The organism is Bradyrhizobium sp. USDA 4472, from assembly GCF_054058595.1.
Genome location: NZ_JBSSAM010000001.1, coordinates 4,082,330 through 4,097,933, shown reverse-complemented (window position 1 = coordinate 4,097,933; position 15,604 = coordinate 4,082,330). Strand labels below are relative to the sequence as shown.

The 15,604-nt window shown below is 61.1% G+C and carries 17 protein-coding genes, 2 pseudogenes and 1 riboswitch; of the genes and pseudogenes, 10 read left to right on the top strand and 9 right to left on the bottom strand.

Going from position 1 to position 15,604, the window contains the following annotated elements; genetic code table 11:
* Positions 1-4: 4 nt before the first annotated feature.
* From ACVWZ4_RS19025 to ACVWZ4_RS18990, 8 genes and pseudogenes are all read left to right on the top strand, one after another.
* Positions 5-343 (top strand): hypothetical protein, encoded by a 339-nt coding sequence (locus ACVWZ4_RS19025; protein WP_456699305.1) that lies wholly within the window; start codon positions 5-7, stop codon positions 341-343.
* A gap of 175 nt (positions 344-518) precedes the next feature.
* Positions 519-1,094: a Spy/CpxP family protein refolding chaperone gene (locus ACVWZ4_RS19020; protein WP_456740930.1), complete on the top strand. Its 576-nt coding sequence runs from the start codon at positions 519-521 to the stop codon at positions 1,092-1,094.
* Positions 1,095-1,252: 158 nt separating this feature from the next.
* The gene (locus ACVWZ4_RS19015) at positions 1,253-2,854 is read left to right on the top strand and encodes a DUF3300 domain-containing protein (protein WP_456742235.1); all 1,602 of its coding nucleotides are present in this window, start codon (positions 1,253-1,255) and stop codon (positions 2,852-2,854) included.
* 175 nt (positions 2,855-3,029) lie between these two features.
* Positions 3,030-4,667, top strand: a complete 1,638-nt coding sequence (locus tag ACVWZ4_RS19010) for an MFS transporter (RefSeq protein WP_456790304.1) — start codon at positions 3,030-3,032, stop codon at positions 4,665-4,667.
* A 342-nt stretch (positions 4,668-5,009) separates the two neighbouring features.
* A pseudogene (locus ACVWZ4_RS19005) lies at positions 5,010-5,357 on the top strand (IS630 transposase-related protein); the annotation flags it as partial.
* Between the two features lie 216 nt (positions 5,358-5,573).
* A pseudogene (locus ACVWZ4_RS19000) lies at positions 5,574-5,936 on the top strand (IS110 family transposase); the annotation flags it as partial.
* A gap of 149 nt (positions 5,937-6,085) precedes the next feature.
* Entirely contained in the window at positions 6,086-6,295 is a 210-nt protein-coding gene (locus ACVWZ4_RS18995; protein WP_456699309.1) for a hypothetical protein, read from the top strand.
* A 285-nt stretch (positions 6,296-6,580) separates the two neighbouring features.
* On the top strand, positions 6,581-6,805 hold the full coding sequence (locus ACVWZ4_RS18990; RefSeq protein WP_456699310.1) for a hypothetical protein: 225 nt from the start codon (positions 6,581-6,583) through the stop codon (positions 6,803-6,805).
* Between the two features lie 154 nt (positions 6,806-6,959).
* On the opposite strand, the gene ACVWZ4_RS18985 is transcribed toward ACVWZ4_RS18990, so the two are convergent.
* Both ACVWZ4_RS18985 and ACVWZ4_RS18980 read right to left on the bottom strand, forming a co-directional pair.
* Complete coding sequence (locus ACVWZ4_RS18985) at positions 6,960-7,412, bottom strand: hypothetical protein (protein ID WP_456699311.1); 453 nt, start codon at positions 7,410-7,412, stop codon at positions 6,960-6,962.
* 46 nt (positions 7,413-7,458) lie between these two features.
* Positions 7,459-7,890 (bottom strand): hypothetical protein, encoded by a 432-nt coding sequence (locus ACVWZ4_RS18980; RefSeq protein WP_456699312.1) that lies wholly within the window; start codon positions 7,888-7,890, stop codon positions 7,459-7,461.
* 115 nt (positions 7,891-8,005) lie between these two features.
* Between ACVWZ4_RS18980 and ACVWZ4_RS18975 the strand changes: the two genes are divergently transcribed.
* Positions 8,006-8,782 carry a hypothetical protein gene (locus tag ACVWZ4_RS18975; protein ID WP_456699313.1) on the top strand — a complete coding sequence of 259 codons (777 nt, stop codon included), beginning with the start codon at positions 8,006-8,008 and terminating at the stop codon, positions 8,780-8,782.
* Entirely contained in the window at positions 8,743-9,474 is a 732-nt protein-coding gene (locus tag ACVWZ4_RS18970; protein WP_456699314.1) for a DUF3800 domain-containing protein, read from the top strand. Before ACVWZ4_RS18975 ends, ACVWZ4_RS18970 begins: the two co-directional genes overlap by 40 nt.
* Positions 9,430-9,649, bottom strand: a riboswitch (cobalamin riboswitch). Its footprint overlaps the gene before it by 45 nt.
* Positions 9,650-9,740: 91 nt before the next feature.
* Here the strand turns inward: ACVWZ4_RS18970 and ACVWZ4_RS18965 are convergent.
* The 7 genes from ACVWZ4_RS18965 to ACVWZ4_RS18935 form a co-directional block, all read right to left on the bottom strand.
* Positions 9,741-10,496: a CbtA family protein gene (locus tag ACVWZ4_RS18965; RefSeq protein ID WP_456699315.1), complete on the bottom strand. Its 756-nt coding sequence runs from the start codon at positions 10,494-10,496 to the stop codon at positions 9,741-9,743.
* Between the two features lie 10 nt (positions 10,497-10,506).
* Positions 10,507-10,689 (bottom strand): CbtB domain-containing protein, encoded by a 183-nt coding sequence (locus ACVWZ4_RS18960; RefSeq protein ID WP_456699316.1) that lies wholly within the window; start codon positions 10,687-10,689, stop codon positions 10,507-10,509.
* Positions 10,686-10,973 carry a hypothetical protein gene (locus ACVWZ4_RS18955; RefSeq protein WP_456699317.1) on the bottom strand — a complete coding sequence of 96 codons (288 nt, stop codon included), beginning with the start codon at positions 10,971-10,973 and terminating at the stop codon, positions 10,686-10,688. The genes ACVWZ4_RS18960 and ACVWZ4_RS18955 overlap by 4 nt, the downstream gene beginning before the upstream one ends.
* Complete coding sequence (locus ACVWZ4_RS18950; protein ID WP_456699318.1) at positions 10,970-11,551, bottom strand: hypothetical protein; 582 nt, start codon at positions 11,549-11,551, stop codon at positions 10,970-10,972. The genes ACVWZ4_RS18955 and ACVWZ4_RS18950 overlap by 4 nt, the downstream gene beginning before the upstream one ends.
* A 503-nt stretch (positions 11,552-12,054) precedes the next feature.
* Positions 12,055-12,957, bottom strand: a complete 903-nt coding sequence (locus ACVWZ4_RS18945; protein WP_456699319.1) for a terpene synthase family protein — start codon at positions 12,955-12,957, stop codon at positions 12,055-12,057.
* Positions 12,954-14,504 (bottom strand): hypothetical protein, encoded by a 1,551-nt coding sequence (locus ACVWZ4_RS18940; RefSeq protein ID WP_456699320.1) that lies wholly within the window; start codon positions 14,502-14,504, stop codon positions 12,954-12,956. The genes ACVWZ4_RS18945 and ACVWZ4_RS18940 overlap by 4 nt, the downstream gene beginning before the upstream one ends.
* Positions 14,501-15,499 (bottom strand): polyprenyl synthetase family protein, encoded by a 999-nt coding sequence (locus ACVWZ4_RS18935; RefSeq protein WP_456699321.1) that lies wholly within the window; start codon positions 15,497-15,499, stop codon positions 14,501-14,503. The genes ACVWZ4_RS18940 and ACVWZ4_RS18935 overlap by 4 nt, the downstream gene beginning before the upstream one ends.
* Positions 15,500-15,604 lie beyond the last annotated feature (105 nt).

Sequence of the window (15,604 nt, the reverse complement as noted above, 5' to 3'; positions counted from 1 at the left end):
TACGATGAGCGTGAAACGGTTGATTGAGAGACTTGGCCCATACCCTTCGCTGGTCTTGCTCGCGCTGCCCGCCGCGACCGTCGAACCCTTGAAGCTCGTGGCGGTAGCCGTGGCAGGAGAAGGCCATTGGATCACCGGCACCGCCATGGTTGTGGGGTGCTACGCGGTCAGCATTCTGCTCGTGGAGCGGCTTTTCGTCGTGGTAAAGCCGAAGCTGCTCATGATTCCTTGGTTCGCAAGAATATGGAAAGCGTTTGTTTCGGTCCGGGCGCTTGTAGTCAAAACATTCTCTGCCGGCCGAACCAATGCGACAGCTCGGACTCCGCCGTCTGCTTTGGAATGAGCTGGACATTCCCGATGATCTCCCGCGACTTGCCGAGGCAACCTCGCGTCGTAGAGCCGCAACGCGAAAATGATCGGCCATTGGCATCTGGAGCTGGCGCGGGTCGTGGAAGGCGTCACAGCGCTTTGCCATCTCTTTGCTATCCCAATCTCCCGCTGCAATCTCACGAGACCCGTTGACCCAGATCAAGCGCCAACCAGCCCCGATGCAGCCAGTGTGCTCGGGGGCGCAGTTTCAGGAGCTTGCAATGACGAAAACGACAGCCATCGCAGCACTCGTCCTGTTGATGACAACCTCCCCTCTCGTCCGCGCCGCAGAGACGTCACAGACGGCGGGAACACAGGCGCCCTCCGCAGCCGACTTGAAGAGTTTGACAGATATGCGAGTCGGCATCATCAAGGCTGCTCTCCAATTGACGACCGATCAGGAAAAATATTGGCCGGCAGTCGAGGACGCAATCCGCAACAGAGCGACAAACCGGCAGGCGCGATTGCAGCGGATCGTCGAGCTGCATGACGAAGCCGTCGACCCCCTCAAGGACAGCAATCCAGTCGAGCTCATGCAACGCAGAGCGGAGCGCCTCATCCAGCGTGGCGACGATCTCAAGAAGCTCGCTGCTGCCTGGGAGCCTCTCTACAAAACCTTGAGTGAAGATCAGAAGAGACGGATGTCTTTTGCGTCATACGTTGTCATGCGCGGAATGCGCGATGTCATCCAGCACAGTCTCGAGCCTGAAGACGAAGACGACTAGTCGCCGGCTGAGGTCCTACTCCAGATCGGAACTTCGCCGACAGAGTTCCTGCGTTCATGAATCGCGCGCGTTCGCCTCCTCCTTCGCGCGCATTCTTTGATCTACGTCAAACGCAACCGGCACTCGGCGATCTCGTGTGTAGCGAGGGAGGCCAGCGCATGCAGTTCGTAAGGAAGATGGTCGTCCTGGGAGCGATCCTTGCATCGCTCGGCATCGGCTTGCCCGCATTGGCGCAAACTGCGGATCAAACACCTCAGGCGACGAGTTCGTCCCCTGCACCGGTTCCCGACCAGGGAACACTCAAGCCGGCGGAGCTTGAAGGATTGGTTGCTCCGATCGCTCTATATCCGGACACGCTGCTGTCAAACGTGCTCATGGCATCCACCTATCCGCTTGAGGTGGTGCACGCAGCGCGCTGGCTGAACCAAAACAAGGACCTGAAGGGGGATGCCCTGAAGGCTGGGGCTGAGAAGCAGGAATGGGATGCGAGCGTCAAGGCTCTGATCGCTACACCCTCGGTCCTGCAAATGATGAACGAGCATCTCGAATGGACGCAGAAGCTCGGCGAGGCGTTCTTGGCGCAGCAGCAAGACGTCATGGATGCAGTGCAACGGCTGCGCTCGAAGGCTTACGACCGAAAGAAGCTGGTGACGACGAATGAGCAGAAGGTCACCGTCAGAGAGGACCAGAACAGGCAGTTCATCTATATCGAGCCGGCTGCTCCTGACAGCATTTACGTGCCCTACTACGAACCCCAGGTGGTGTTCGGCGATTGGCCTTATTCCGACTATCCGGCATACCCCTATTATTGGGGTTACCCCGGCTACATCGGAGCCGGCCTGATCGCAACCGGCGTGGCGTTCAGCGCCGCTTACGCACTCGGACGATGGGCAACGGGCGGTTATTGGGGAAGCGGCGGATGGTGGGGCGGCAGTCGCGTCAATTGGGGCGGCGGAGCGATCGACATCAACCGCGGGGCGCATGTCGAGCACTGGCGCCACGACACAAGGCACCGCCAAGGTGCACGCTACAACAACTCCAACCTTCAGCAGAGATTCGGCAACGCCAATCGCCCCCAAGGCGGTCGGCAAGGATTGGGAAATGCCGCCAATCGTCCGAATGCAGGCAACCGCGCGCAGCGAGGGGAGCGCTCGCAACGAGCAGACCGCAGCCGTCCGGCAAACCGGCAGGCGGGAGCCAACAGAAATGCTGGCAATCGACAGGCCCGCAATCGCTCCACCGCCGGCAGACACGCGCGCTCCGGGAATCGTGTTGCGCATCGCGGCGGGTCGCGGGCTGGCCATTTCAGGCCGGCCGCCGGCCGGGGTGGTGCAGCGAGGTTCGCGGGAGGCGGACATCGGGCAGCAGCATTCCGGAGTGCCGGTGGCGGCCGGAGTTTTCACGGAGGCGGCGGAGGGTTCCGTGGCGGCGGAGGCCGAGGTGGCGGCGGACGTGGCGGCGGGCGCCGGTCGGACATCAACTTGAAGCACGACGTCGTGCTTCTCGGTCGGCTCGACAACGGTATCGGCTATTACCGCTTTGCGTACAACGGCAGCGATAAAGCCTATGTCGGAGTGATCGCGCAGGAAGTGCAGGAAGTCAGACCGGATGCAGTGACGCGCGGCAATGACGGCTATCTCCGCGTCCATTATGAGCGGCTCGGCCTCCCGTTCAGGTCGTATGAGAGTTGGGCCCGCGGTGGAGGCGTTCTACCACGGGTATCCGACGGCTCACCACCAGGAGGGGGAAGCCATCCGTAGGCATCGAGATGTGAGACCGGCCCGGCACATGCGCTGTGATCGCGGGCCGATCAACAGCGAAGGTGACGTCACGACCGGGGCGGACTGCTGCCGATTGATCATCATTTGGCTCCCGAGGTACCCCCCGGGCGCCCTGTGGCTCACAAGCACCGACCACCAGTAGCGGGAATTCTGGATGTCCTCTCAAAATGAAGTCGCCGCGAACGCTCCTGACTTCGCGGCGTCCTCATCCGTCTGGGCGCCATTCGCCAGCCGCGCTTTCGTCTGGCTGTGGCTCGCCAACGCGGTGTCGGCGCTAGGCACCTGGATCCAGAATGCCGCCAGCGCGTGGATCATGACGGATCTGGCGCCGAGCCGAATGATGGTCAGCTTGGTGCAGACGGCGGCGCAACTGCCTGTGCTGCTTCTCGCCCTGCCCGCCGGAGCCATTGCCGATTTGATGGACCGCAAGCGCCTGCTGATCGTTACGAACATCTCGATGTTGGCAGCCTCTGCTATCCTCGCGATCGTCGCGGCCATCGGACACGTGGATCCCGCAACGCTGTTGGTGCTGACCGTCCTGCTCGCCATAGGCGCCGCGTTGAATAGCCCGGCATGGGCAGCATCCGTACCTCTGACTGTGCCGCGCCGGTCACTGGCGCAAGCACTCGTTCTGAACTCCGTCGGGTTCAATATCGCTCGGGCCATCGGGCCTGCGCTGGGCGGCTTAATATTGGCAATTTGGGGCGCAGCTGCGGCGTTCTCAGCGAACGCGGCCTCCTTCGCGTTCGTTGCTCTGGTGGTCGGCGTCTTTCTGACGTTCCCGCGAACGCAGACGGCGAACAACGTGCCGCCGGAGCCGTTCGGATCGGCAATGCGGATTGGCTTCACCTATGCCCTAGCTGAGCCGGTGGTGCGCAGCACGCTCGTCCGCTCGGCGGCATTCTTCGGCTGCGCGAGTGCGATCTGGGCCTTGCTGCCATTGTATGTGCGTGAGGTGCTTGGGCTCTCATCTGCATCTTTCGGCCTGATGATGGGCGTCATCGGGATCGGTGCGGTGTTGGGCGGCCTGATGATGCCGGCACTGAACAGGTTATTTCTACGCAACAATCTGATCCTTCTGGCCGGCACCCTTTGCGGCCTGGCATTGGTGCCTCTTGCCGTCGTTCCCAGTGCTGCGACCGCATATGCAGCCCTGTTCATGTTCGGCTTGGGCTGGATTATCGGCGCCTCTAACCTGCAGGCGACCGTTCAACTGGCGGCGGCACCCTGGGTGCGTGCCCGAGCGCTGGCGTTGTACCAGGCGGTCTTCAATGGTGGCATGGGCCTGGGCGCAATCTTTTGGGGTTGGCTGGGCGATCGTGTCGGCCTGACAGAAACGATCCTGACGGCGGGGCTTGCAGGCTGTGCGATTGCGCTTGCAACACGCGCGATACATCTCCCGGCTGAGATCAACGATCCGTCAGCGTCTGCCATAACCAATCCGCCCGCCTTGTCGATCGCCGAAGAGATGGCGCCGCTTCTGTATAGCTCCCGGCACCGACTGCGGGCCGCGGTGCGCTACCAAATCGCCCCCTCTGACGTCCCGGCATTCCGAACCGCCATGATGGGCGTTCGGCTATCTCGCTATCGCGATGGCGCGGTCGGCTGGGCCTTGTCCCGGGACGTCAGCGACCCCATGCATTGGGTGGAGACATTTATCATCCGCGACTGGCATGAACTGCAAAGGGGAATAGGTCGCCTCAATCTGGCAGATAGTGAAGCGGTCATTCGTGCGCGCTCATATCATCTTGGGACGGAGCCGCCTCGTGTGACGCTCTTGCTGCAAGAATGACCTCACCGGCGCGACAAAACCAGCGCGAGATCGACAGACAGACACTTCGAAGCTTCGAGCCGCAAGACAGCACCAATAGCCGATCCAGGCGACAAGGGCTTAGCACGATTGTCTCAAGCGCGCTCGAACGTCGCGCAGATCAGGCAAGTCGAGAAATTTCAGGGATTTGTCGGGAATGTGGTAGCGGGGGAGCGCTACCGCCTTTCCACACACCAACTAAACTTACGATACGTTATCCAATCCTTTGCCTAAAGCGGGATGGCTTTAGTCTGAATCGATTTGGGATTCCCAAATCAGTTTGTTTCTGATTCACCATGCTGGCTGGATAGGAGGCCAGCATGGATGGGCAAGCCTTACTCTCTGGATCTCCGTAAACGTGTCGTAGCCGCGATCGAGGGCGGGATGTCGCGCAATCGAGCCGCCAAGCAGTTTGGGGTGGCGATCAGCACGGCCATCGGCTGGATGCAGCGGGTCGAGAAGACCGGCAGCGTTGAGCCCAGCCAGATCGGCGGCTACAAGCCGAAGGCAATTTCGGGCAAGCACGCGGTCTGGCTGTCACAACGGATCAAGGATGGCGATTTCACCATACGCGGTCTCGTTGCCGAGCTTGCCGGACGTGGCCTGAAGGTCGACTACCACTCGGTGTGGGACTTCGTACATGCCGAGAAGCTCAGCTTCAAAAAAACCATCTCGGACCGTGTCCGCCTGTGGGCATAGAAACGGCTGAGGTCTATGCTCTTGACGGAAGGGAGCGGCCGACAGCTTTTTGGTGGCAATTACCCCGCAAAAAAACATGGTCCACGGGCTGTTGCGCACGTGAGAGTGGTGACGCCGTCAGGCGATCCCGTTTAGGAAATTGATCATAAGCGCGGCCCAGCCCTTCCGTTTCTCAAGGGAGGATTGGCAATGGGTGGATACAAATCGAAGAGCAAGGGCCGCGAGTCGATGTCGGCGGTTCATCCAAATGCGGCAGCGATCGACGTCGGTGCCACGATGCACATGGCCGCCGTGAATGCAGATCGCACGCCTGAGCCGGTGCGCAGCTTCGGTACTTTCACAACCGATCTGCATCGGCTGGTTGACTGGTTTGCAGAGTGCGGCGTCGACACGGTCGTCATGGAGTCGACCAGTGTCTATTGGATCCCGATCTTTGAGCTCCTCGACGCTCGTGGCTTTGCAGTGTTCCTTGTCAATGCGCGCGACGCCAAACACGTGCCCGGTCGCAAGACCGACGTCAGTGATGCGCAGTGGCTGCAGCGGCTTCACACCATCTTGCAGCGACCTCGAAGCTGCCGTTCTTCAGGCTCGGCTCCACCCTTTGCGCACGAAAGTCAAAGCTGCTGGATTTCATTGCGGCTCAGGAAAACCGAGCAGCAAGGCTAGACTAAGCACCACACTAGCGTCGTTTACGTCCGGTTTTGGTACTTGATGAACAGATCAGTGAGCTGCTGCTGGCGCTTGAGCTTTACCTGATCGAGCGGCAAATCCAGGAAACTATGGACCTCGCCCAAGTTATTGAATTTTTCCCCATGATTGAGGAAGAAGAAAAGGGCCTGGCTCGCCAGAGTTTCTGCTTGGATGAGGATTGCGTTGGCTTCCTTGTTGATCTGGCTACCGTTGAGCGTTAATCAAGCGATCGCGTTGAGCTTAGCAGTGGCTGCGCCAAGTTCCGCAGATAGCGCGTCATAGATCTAGTCAAGGATTTTGCCGTAACCCGGCGTTTCTTCCCCCGGTTGAATGCCGAAACGCTTTAGTTGTTTCTGAAGAGCTTGGTTATCTGCGCTGTTCGAAATGAGATTAGCGAGCTGTGACGCATTCAACAACCTTACGTAACGAGTGGGAAAGTTCGGAGAGGATGCCGCTTCCCAATCATTACAAGGATTCCCGGCGCCACTCTCCCGTAAACCCGGCCTATGCCGAGCGAGACCGCCCCTCAGCTTCCGTTGATCGAGCGCATAGAACGCGCGCTGGTGCTGCTCGCCTACTTCATCGAACAGGACGGTGATTTCTGGCTCACCATGTACGAGAAGTTCGAAGCCGAGTTTCAGGAATTGAAGGCCAGGGAAGATACCAAGGCACGCGCTCAGTGTCGGCTGTTGGCCTACAGCGAAGCGGGCGCCTTGAGGGCGATCCGCTGAAGATATTTGAGCTTCAACTTAAGCGACGGCTTCAGCCGCAATCAGCCGGTCCTTGAAGCTATGCCGCAGCGAATAAAACGTATGTACCTTGGTCGGTCGCAGTCCATTCTCTTGAAGGTACTTGTTCAACGCCGCGGAAAGGTTGGAAGACTTGTCACGATAGCGCGGGAAACCCTGGCAGTCGAACATCCTCGTTCAAGCGATCCAGGGCGCCCTTCGCAAGCAGACGCTTTTGGATGAAATCTGTTTCATAAGGCACCCGCGGCCTTTCGACCTCGCCCTTCAGCCGGAGCCACTTGAAAATGTCAGGCAGGTTGAGCCGCCGCCGAATGCTGACGTCCTTCAGCATCCGGTTGAGCTGACCAATATCCTTATTGGCCGTCTTGGGCTCGGCCTCTCCCGCAATGATGCGGCCCCGCCACCATTCGCAGTAATTGATGCCGTCATCTTCGGTGATCTCATTGGCCGGCTTGTCTTTGGCAATCTTTACGAACCGCTCGACGGCGCGCGAACGGCCATTGCGCCAAATGCGGAGCTGATCGGGTGAAAGATCCCTCACTTCGTCCCTCGTCATGGCTTCGTATTCGGTAAAGAGATCGGACAGCATGAAGGCAGGCTTCTTTTCAGCCCCGAACAAAGCTGCACGGGCGGCACTATCGCCAGCCACCCCCCTTGGCGACGAGAGCCTCCAGGCGCTGTAAGCGAGCCTCCGGCGGCTGGCGTAGCAGTTCTTCATGTTCGATGTACTCGAACCCCAGTGAGCGCGTACGCTGCCGCACGGTCTCATAGCTGTGGAGCTGCTCGGTCCGATGTCCGTTCGCGAGTCCCTTCCAGAAGATTTCAAGCTGCTCATTGAGCTGCTGTGCAACCCGCACCGCACGACGCCCGGCGCGATCATCGGCGATCTTGATGCGCGTTGAATGCTTGATGATACGGCGACGATCGAGCTTTGCGAACTCAATCGGTAGGCGGCGAACGAACTGCCAGGTGCCATGACGGCGGGTAAGAAGTCGGGCATTAATCGATACGTGTTGGACGAAATGTTGGACGTTTTGTTGGACGTTTCTTGAGAAAACACGTATCAAACGCGATGCGAAAAGGCTATGTATTCCGGTTATGCGACGCAGAGCAAGATGCTTACGTCCGGTGCGATGAAAGGAGCAACGAGAGTTTTTACGCGAAGTGCCAGGAGCGACTGATTTGAGCCAGGCAAGTAACCAGTGGGGCATAGAGTTAAACGGACCTGAAGCAGATAAGAAAGTGTGGCAGATGCTGCTGAAGCCGCGGTTCGATCCGTTCGTTGAAGAGATTAAGGACGAACGAGGCGACTATCTTGTCTTGCGATCCCATGCGTTCGACGGCGTTATAACTGCGCCACAACCCCATGACGTGGCAAAGCGGCTGTTCAGCACACTGAACGTGACAATGTCGAAAAATGCTGACACCGACCCCGTTGTCAACGGCTCGGTGGTCGAGTTTGTCGCGAAGGGCCTGCCCCGTAAACACCACATCCTAGAAGCGGAAGGTGCTACAGTGCGTATACGGGGGGGCATCGCCACGCTGACGGTTACAGACGCCCATGGAAATGTGATCCAGCCGCCACAGGCGCCGTCTAGGGCTCAGCAGTGGATGCGAGCAGCAGCGCTGGAGCCGGAAATCGGCAGTGCCCTGCGCTATTTGGAGGGGAAGCCTGGCTGGCTTGAGCTGTACAAAGCTTACGAGGCCGTCCGAGATTTGCCCAATAGCGGCATATTAAAAGGCGAGATCAAGCGATTTACTCAGACAGCCAACGTTGGAGAAAGACACCATCCCAACCAGAAAACGATGCGCCACAAGCGCCCGATGGAGTTATGGGAGGCACGCGCGTTTATAACCGGTGGGTTTCGGCGGCAATCGACGACGTCCTGGCGAAGAACCCTATGTGAACCGGGACTTTCATGTATTGCTTTATTGATGAAAGCGGAAATACAGGCTTAGAGCTGTTCGATCCGAACCAGCCAACCCTGTACTACGGCCTACTTACGGCTCAGGCAAACCTTGACCTCGTGGCAGAGCCGTTGCTGAAGGATCTGCGCCGTAGTCTAGGCGTAAAGCGAATACATGCGAACGAGCTCGGCGTAGGACGGCTCTCTACAATCGCGGAGAAACTGATCCGCTTCAGTAAGAAGAACGATTTGCGTTTTTCGTTATTGAAGGTCACCAAGCCCGATCATGCCATCATCTGCTTTTTTGACCAGGTTTTCGACTCTGGTATGAACAAAGCTGTTCCGTGGCATCACTACTTTACGCCCCTGCGATACATTCTCGTTTTCAAGGTTGCCCATCTATTTGACGAGAATCTTGCCAAGGATGCCTGGAAGGCCCGCCGGGAACGTAACACGGCTCGTGCTGCGCAGATGCTCACCAAGATCTGCCATGAACTCCTCGCGCGTGTGGACAAGTTGCCCGATGCTCGATCACGAGAGGTTATTTCGGGGGCGCTCAGATGGGCTGCAGAAAATCCACATGAAATCAGCTACGGAGTTGGCAACTACGACAGCGCCTTGCAGATATCGCCCAACCTCATCGCCGGCAAAGCGATGCCGACGGCGCATGCAAGCGATCGCCGGGACACCCCGCCCGTGGACGTTCAGATCGTCACGGCAGGTCTCCTGGCTCGCAGGTCATAGCTTTCTTCCCGTCTTCCCGGCGCGCGAGGCACCAGTGACACTTGTTCGGAAGCAGCTCGCTGCTGACGGTTACGGGGGCAGCGCCGGAATTCCGCGCGGTCTGGCGCAGTTCACCGGCTTCCCTCTTAGCCACTAAATCTTGCGATCCAGCGGAACCGTGACGCCCACATGTGGTGATATTCGCGGACAGTGTCAACGATTCGTTTGAGGCTTCCGCGCAGATTGGCTGTGGAATATGGGAGTTCCGGTCAGCGCTCTGGCCAGACCTAGGCCGACCCGCGATCGAGCCGCGCAAAGATCGTGCTCGTCAGCGCGCCCAACAGACTCCAGAACACCAGGCTTGTCAGCGTCACCGCGACCATGAACTGATGCGACAGCGAGGACGGCACGTTCGTCTCAACCTGCTCCAACTCCGGCGCACCGATCAGATGCGGCAAGAGGAGAAGTATCACACCGGCGATCGCCGCCGGCACTGAACGGCGAAAGGCAATCAGGGCAAGCCCTCCAGCCGTCGCCAGCACGGCTGCGAGCCACCAGATTTGGCGAGACAGCAATGGCGCGGCCGGTACGCCAGGCAATTCCGGGGGCAGGCCGAGCCCAGGCGCGATCGTGAAGACGGCAAAGCCCGCCAATCCCCACAACAGGCCCTCGTGCCAGGAAACACCGCCGCCAGTCGCGCCGCCACGGACGGCGAAGAAGCCGGCCAAGAGCAGCGCGGAGCCGATTGCGGTCAGCACATTGGCCGCGGCCGTATAGGCGTTGCGCTCAAGCCCTTCGCGCGGCTCCCAGGCTTCCCTGCCGTGGTCATGGTCGGCGTGGCTGTGCGTCGAATGGTCATGATCGTCCGCAGCCCCCTGCGTCGCGGTCGCAGCGTCATGCTGGTGCGTCTCCGCGGCCTTCTCGAAGACCTCGGCCTTCAGGATCAAGGGGACGGTGCCGAATTGCTGGGCGACCGTAACAATGAGACCAACGATGAAGCCGGCGACGACCGACGAAAACACGATCGAGCGAAACGTGCTCATGCGGTCCCGGTCAGTGGCAGGGGAAGGCGTTCGAATGGCGCACGTCGTGCGCGGCATTGTGGATGACGTCGATATGGGAGAAGCCCACGACGCCGATGATGAAGACGCCTAGCACCATAGCCATCAGGGCTTGCGAAAGCCGTCCCACCTGCCCGATTGCGACCGGCAGATGCGTTACCTGGGATTGGCTCATTGCAATTCTCCACGTCCGATTTGAGCGTCTTCTATCAGCTTCCGGGCGACGTCGCGACTGGTAAGATGCAGGCCTGCCGGAATGCCCTTGCGGGCAATCTTTGGGGCAGCGGCCGCTCGGAACGCATTCTCAAAGCGCAGGAAGTAGCCAACGCAGTCCTTCGGCGGATCGGCGCCGAGCAGCGTACGAAACGCTCCCCGATGAGCGGCGCAAATCGCGCCGTGTCCCCTGACGCAAAAGACCAAAGACGCGATGTCGTCGCGCCAGTGTGTCTCGTCCTTCATGTCGAGATCGTACGCCCACGCCCGAGCGGGTTGAGCAGGCGGACGATCTCGCAGACGGCAACGAGGCCGACCAGCCATGCGGCGCTGCGCAGCCCGATCCGTGCCACGGTTGCCAATGTAAACGCACCTTGGCCACCCAGGACAGGCGTAGCGGCGAACAAGGTGATCTCGTACGCGGCGTAGGCACAAATGAATGCAAACGCCAGTACCAGCGCCGTACGGACTTGCGGGAGTGCGCCGAAAGCCAGCGACGATGCCGCAGTTGCGGCCAGCGCCGCGGCGCCGATGACAAAGCCCCAGGCCATCGTGTTTCCGTCCACCGGATAGTGCAGCAAGCCAAATCCGATCGTCTGATTGACCAGCCACGCGCCCGTCAGCACGAGCAGAGCCGGCCCCAGTCGCAACGTCGCGGCGGCGATGATGGCAAATGCAGCAAACGGCGTCGCACAGGCGAACACGAAGCTCGCAAGTGCGCACGACACCGTCAGTAATCCAAAACAAAACATGGTGGCGTAACGCTGCTCAACCGGATTCAGACGGAAGCGGTCGGCATCAGGCGACAGAAGTTTGAAAACCATCAGCGAAGTCTCCTTTTATGCAATTTTACCTGCATTTGCCGTCGCGGGACAGCATCTTGGCGGTCAATGAGGGGCTTCCATGGGGTTTTCGGGTTCAAAAAGGTCGGTCCGATCGTACGAGCCACTCGACCAATATCTTGACCATGACATTCCTTCGTTCCGGACCCGATCTCTCGCGTAAGCAGGACGTAAGCCGGCGGGAGAAAATCGGTGCGGTTTTTCGGATAGGAACGTCGCTTGGTGATTTGCGAATATCCAGTTTCTTCAAATGGATATCGTAGTATAGCGTGCCCTATCGCATTTTTCGGATGGGCACGTTGTCTTGCTCCGAAGGCAAAGGCCACGCGTTCGAGTCGTGTCGCCGATCCAGACCGATGTCCAGATGGTCGTCCTTGAGCCGGCTCAGAGCGGTGTTGCTCACGCGCTCCGTCCGTCGCCTAGGGGGACGGCGTTGCGTCGGACTGGACCGCGGCAGCGCGCGCACGCCGCCGCATCCCGCGCGTTCAGGCCGGGCAACGATGGCCTCCCCCCGCAGAGTCGCTGCGGTAACGGCTGGCCGAGGTCTGGTAGTACCGCGCGCAGATGGCCACCATGGCCTCGATCAACGATCCCCACGGCGCCGGAAAGCTCTCTTCAGCCATCACCCGATGCAGCATGCGCGTATAGCCGGCGAGGTCGTCTTTGAGAAACTCCACCACAGGCATAGCTGGATAACGCTGCAGCATCAGGATCGCCGCGTTGTCGGCCTCGCCGGCCGACTCGTCCTTGTCTCGTCCGTGCAGATCGTTCTGCAGACGTCCTATCGCGGAAACCAGCCGCAGGACCTGGCGAAACGCCGGACGTGCGCGCAAGCTCGCCATGTCCAGCCCCCACAGCAAGGACAGGCAACAGAACACGTTCGCGTAGGCTATCGAATCGATGCCGTTGTGCAGGTACTCGGCGTAGGACCAGCGTTCCCGCCCTGCCGCCTGCGCGTGTCCGGCGCGCAGCGCCGCGCAGTAGCGCCGGGTAGCGTCAAGAAGCTGAGCATAGTCGCGACGATCGTAGGCGAGCGCGGCCAACGAAGCGCGCAGCGCAGCGCAACCCTCGAATCCGGGGAGCGCGCACGGCTCGCCGTGCCCCAGCGCCTGCTCCACCGCGACGAGCTGCTCCGGCAAGATCAGGCCAAGGTCGTTGCAATCGTCGAGCCAGAACAGCAGCGCCAGTTCGCGATAGAACGCCACGATCAGTGTTTCGTCCTGCGGATCGCGACCGGTGCGGACGCTGATGTCGCGCAGGCTCGGACGGATACGATGCAGAATGTACTGGCCGCCGTTGACCGCTTCCACGGCATGCTCGTCAGCGAACCCGGTCAGGGAACGCCCCCACTCCAGCACCTGATGCAGCGCGCGTTCTTGCTGGGTCATGGTGCCGCCCCTGTTCCCTCGGTCAGCACGCGCCGTCCCCAACGAAGCGCCAGCCACAAGCCCGCGAGTTCGGCCACGCGCACGACCCGAGTGGGGCAATACAGTTCCTTTCCGATCCACAATGGCGTTTTCGGCAATGCATGTGCCGCATGCCGGGCGAGCATCCACTTTAGCGCACGCGCCACCGCCTGGGCGATGCGCCGGCGCTCTGTGGCTTTTCCGCTCTCGGCCACCACGCGTAACGCGAACAACGCATAGGCGGTTTCCTCGAATGTGGACGCGCGACTAGCGCCCCAGCCGCCGTCGCCGTGCTGCGCCTGCAGCAGCGCGGCCAGCGCGCGCTCGTCCCGCCACTGAGGCTTGCCTTGCGCCAGCGCAGTGACCGCATGCGCAGTGGGATACAGCCACGAAACATGCCATTTTTCGTTGGCCCATAAACCGTGCGGGTTGCGATTGGCCTCGACGTACGCGGTGGTGCCGGCGGCGGGCCTTCCCAACAGTCGCAACGCATGCAGGGCGTGGATATTGGTCGACACCGAGGCGTTGCGCTCGCCGGGGAAGGTGACGAACAGCTCGCCGATTTCGAAAGGGCGTAACGCATCGACCGCTGGGTCGCGGCCTGCAAGGTGCAGGACGCACAACGCAACGGCGGTGTCGTCCGCGTCAGCCGCGAAGTGCAAGGCCGGCCCTAGACCGCGCACGCCCAGTCGGGCCTCGAGCTGGGCGACGATTGCGCGGACCGCCTCGGCGAGTGCGGGATGAGCGAACAGTCCGGCCAGATGCAGGGTGTACAGCGACCAGCATGGCTCGAACACGTTGATCGGCCACACATTGGGAACGACACCTTCGATGCCGCTGCGCGTCGCCCTCGATGCCATCTGCAGATACGCATCGGCGCGCGCGACCTGCGGCGTGCTCCCCCATGTCACGGCGTGCGCACGCCACGCGGCGGTGGCCGCCGGGCTAATGCCGATGCTGCCGTCGTTATCCGGGCATGCGGTGGTCGGCGACGTCCCCCAGGCTTCCCAGGAGTGTAGCAACGGATGGCCGCTCGGCAACATCGCCACCGCCGCCAGCTTGTCCAGGCACGCTTGCCGCAACGGCAACAGCGCTGGATGGCGCGGAAACGCCAAGGCACCCAACAAGCATGCGGCCTCACCGTAAAGCTGCGGCAGGATCAGCTCCGCGCCGATCGGCGCGTCTTCCGGCACCGCATGTGCGTAGGGATCGGGCTGGCGCTGGAGGAACCGGGTTGCCGCCCGGACTGCGTCGGCACCACCGGGAAGAGAATCGGCACGCTGCAATGCCAGTAAGGCTGCCCAGGTGGGCGCAAAGCGGAACAGCGGGAAGTTCGCGCTTCCCCAACCGCCATCGGCCTGCTGCTGCGCGATGAGCCACGCGTATGCGTCCTGCCGATCAAGGACATTGCCGTGGAAGCGCAGCGCCCGCGCCGTGTCGTAGACAGACGGACCGACGCTGCCGCCATCGCTCATTTCGCTCAACAGGCCGCGCAATTCGCAGAGGATCTGTTCGGACAGCGCGTTCACGCTGGGGCCGCGTGCTTGAACAGATACGCGTTGGCCCGGTGTAGGAGTTGCGCCAACCGTTCAGCACGCGGCCCCAGCGGCGCGATGGCCTCCCCGGCTTCGCGCAATAGATCCAGCGCGAACTGGCGTGCTGCCTGTAGGCCCATGATGGACGCGCAGGTCGGCTTCTGCGCCGCCGCGTCCTTGCCAGGGGTCTTGCCTAGCTTCGCGGTATCCGCTGTCACGTCGAGAATGTCGTCGATCACCTGCAAAGCCAGGCCGAAACGGGCGCTGTAGTGATCGAGCACACAGTACAGCGCAGCATGCGCGACATTGTCCGCGACAGCGCATAGCGCGCCCATGCGAACGGACGCTCGCACTAGCGTTCCAGTCTTCATCTGGTGCATCGCCACGATCCTGTCCAACTCGACGCGCTTTCCGACCAGCGACAGATCCTTGGCCTGCCCGCCTGCGGCACCCTCGACTGACACCGCCTGCGCCAGTTCGCGCACGAGCGCGATACGGCTGTCGCCCGGCGCATCCAGGCTCGCAAGGGTCAGGAAGGCGTGCGCCTGCAACGCATCGCCGACCAGGATCGCAGTAGCTTCGCCGAACTTGACGTGCACGGTCGGAATGCCGCGGCGAAGCACGTCGTCGTCCATCGCGGGCAGATCGTCGTGGACCAAGGTACAGGCGTGCATCATCTCGATGGCGGCCGCGACGTCATCGAGCATGTGCTCCGGCGCGTCGACCAGTGTGCCGGCAGCCAGACACAGCAAGGCGCGGGTGCGCTTCCCGCCATGCAAGGTGGCGTAGCGCATTGCCGCCATCAGCTCGGTCTCCCCGTCATGTTCGGCGCAGAGAAGACGCGCCAGCACCTGTCCGACCCGGTTTGCGCCCTCGTGCATCCAGACCTCGGGCAGCAGCCCGCCGGATGCGCCGCGCGCGTGCGCACCCAATCCACCAAGCGCGAAATCATCAGTTCTGTCAGCCTGTGGCGTAGAATTGCTCTGCATGTTGTTCTTGTCCTTGTCCCTGACGGGCGAGCCGCCGCGGTGTACTCTGCGTCGCACCGTGCGCGCGCCGAGTGCAGCAATGCCGCGCGTCGCCGGCGCTGCTGC

What these genes read in the sequence shown, in the direction of transcription:
- ACVWZ4_RS19025 (WP_456699305.1), top strand. Translation starts at nt 5, where the DNA reads ATGAGCGTGAAACGGTTGATTGAGAGACTTGGCCCATACCCTTCGCTG.
- ACVWZ4_RS19015 (WP_456742235.1), top strand. Translation starts at nt 1,253, where the DNA reads ATGCAGTTCGTAAGGAAGATGGTCGTCCTGGGAGCGATCCTTGCATCG.
- ACVWZ4_RS19010 (WP_456790304.1), top strand. Translation starts at nt 3,030, where the DNA reads ATGTCCTCTCAAAATGAAGTCGCCGCGAACGCTCCTGACTTCGCGGCG.
- ACVWZ4_RS18990 (WP_456699310.1), top strand. Translation starts at nt 6,581, where the DNA reads ATGCCGAGCGAGACCGCCCCTCAGCTTCCGTTGATCGAGCGCATAGAA.
- ACVWZ4_RS18985 (WP_456699311.1), bottom strand. Translation starts at nt 7,412, where the DNA reads ATGCTGTCCGATCTCTTTACCGAATACGAAGCCATGACGAGGGACGAA.
- ACVWZ4_RS18970 (WP_456699314.1), top strand. Translation starts at nt 8,743, where the DNA reads ATGTATTGCTTTATTGATGAAAGCGGAAATACAGGCTTAGAGCTGTTC.
- ACVWZ4_RS18965 (WP_456699315.1), bottom strand. Translation starts at nt 10,496, where the DNA reads ATGAGCACGTTTCGCTCGATCGTGTTTTCGTCGGTCGTCGCCGGCTTC.
- ACVWZ4_RS18960 (WP_456699316.1), bottom strand. Translation starts at nt 10,689, where the DNA reads ATGAGCCAATCCCAGGTAACGCATCTGCCGGTCGCAATCGGGCAGGTG.
- ACVWZ4_RS18955 (WP_456699317.1), bottom strand. Translation starts at nt 10,973, where the DNA reads ATGAAGGACGAGACACACTGGCGCGACGACATCGCGTCTTTGGTCTTT.
- ACVWZ4_RS18950 (WP_456699318.1), bottom strand. Translation starts at nt 11,551, where the DNA reads ATGGTTTTCAAACTTCTGTCGCCTGATGCCGACCGCTTCCGTCTGAAT.
- ACVWZ4_RS18945 (WP_456699319.1), bottom strand. Translation starts at nt 12,957, where the DNA reads ATGACCCAGCAAGAACGCGCGCTGCATCAGGTGCTGGAGTGGGGGCGT.
- ACVWZ4_RS18935 (WP_456699321.1), bottom strand. Translation starts at nt 15,499, where the DNA reads ATGCAGAGCAATTCTACGCCACAGGCTGACAGAACTGATGATTTCGCG.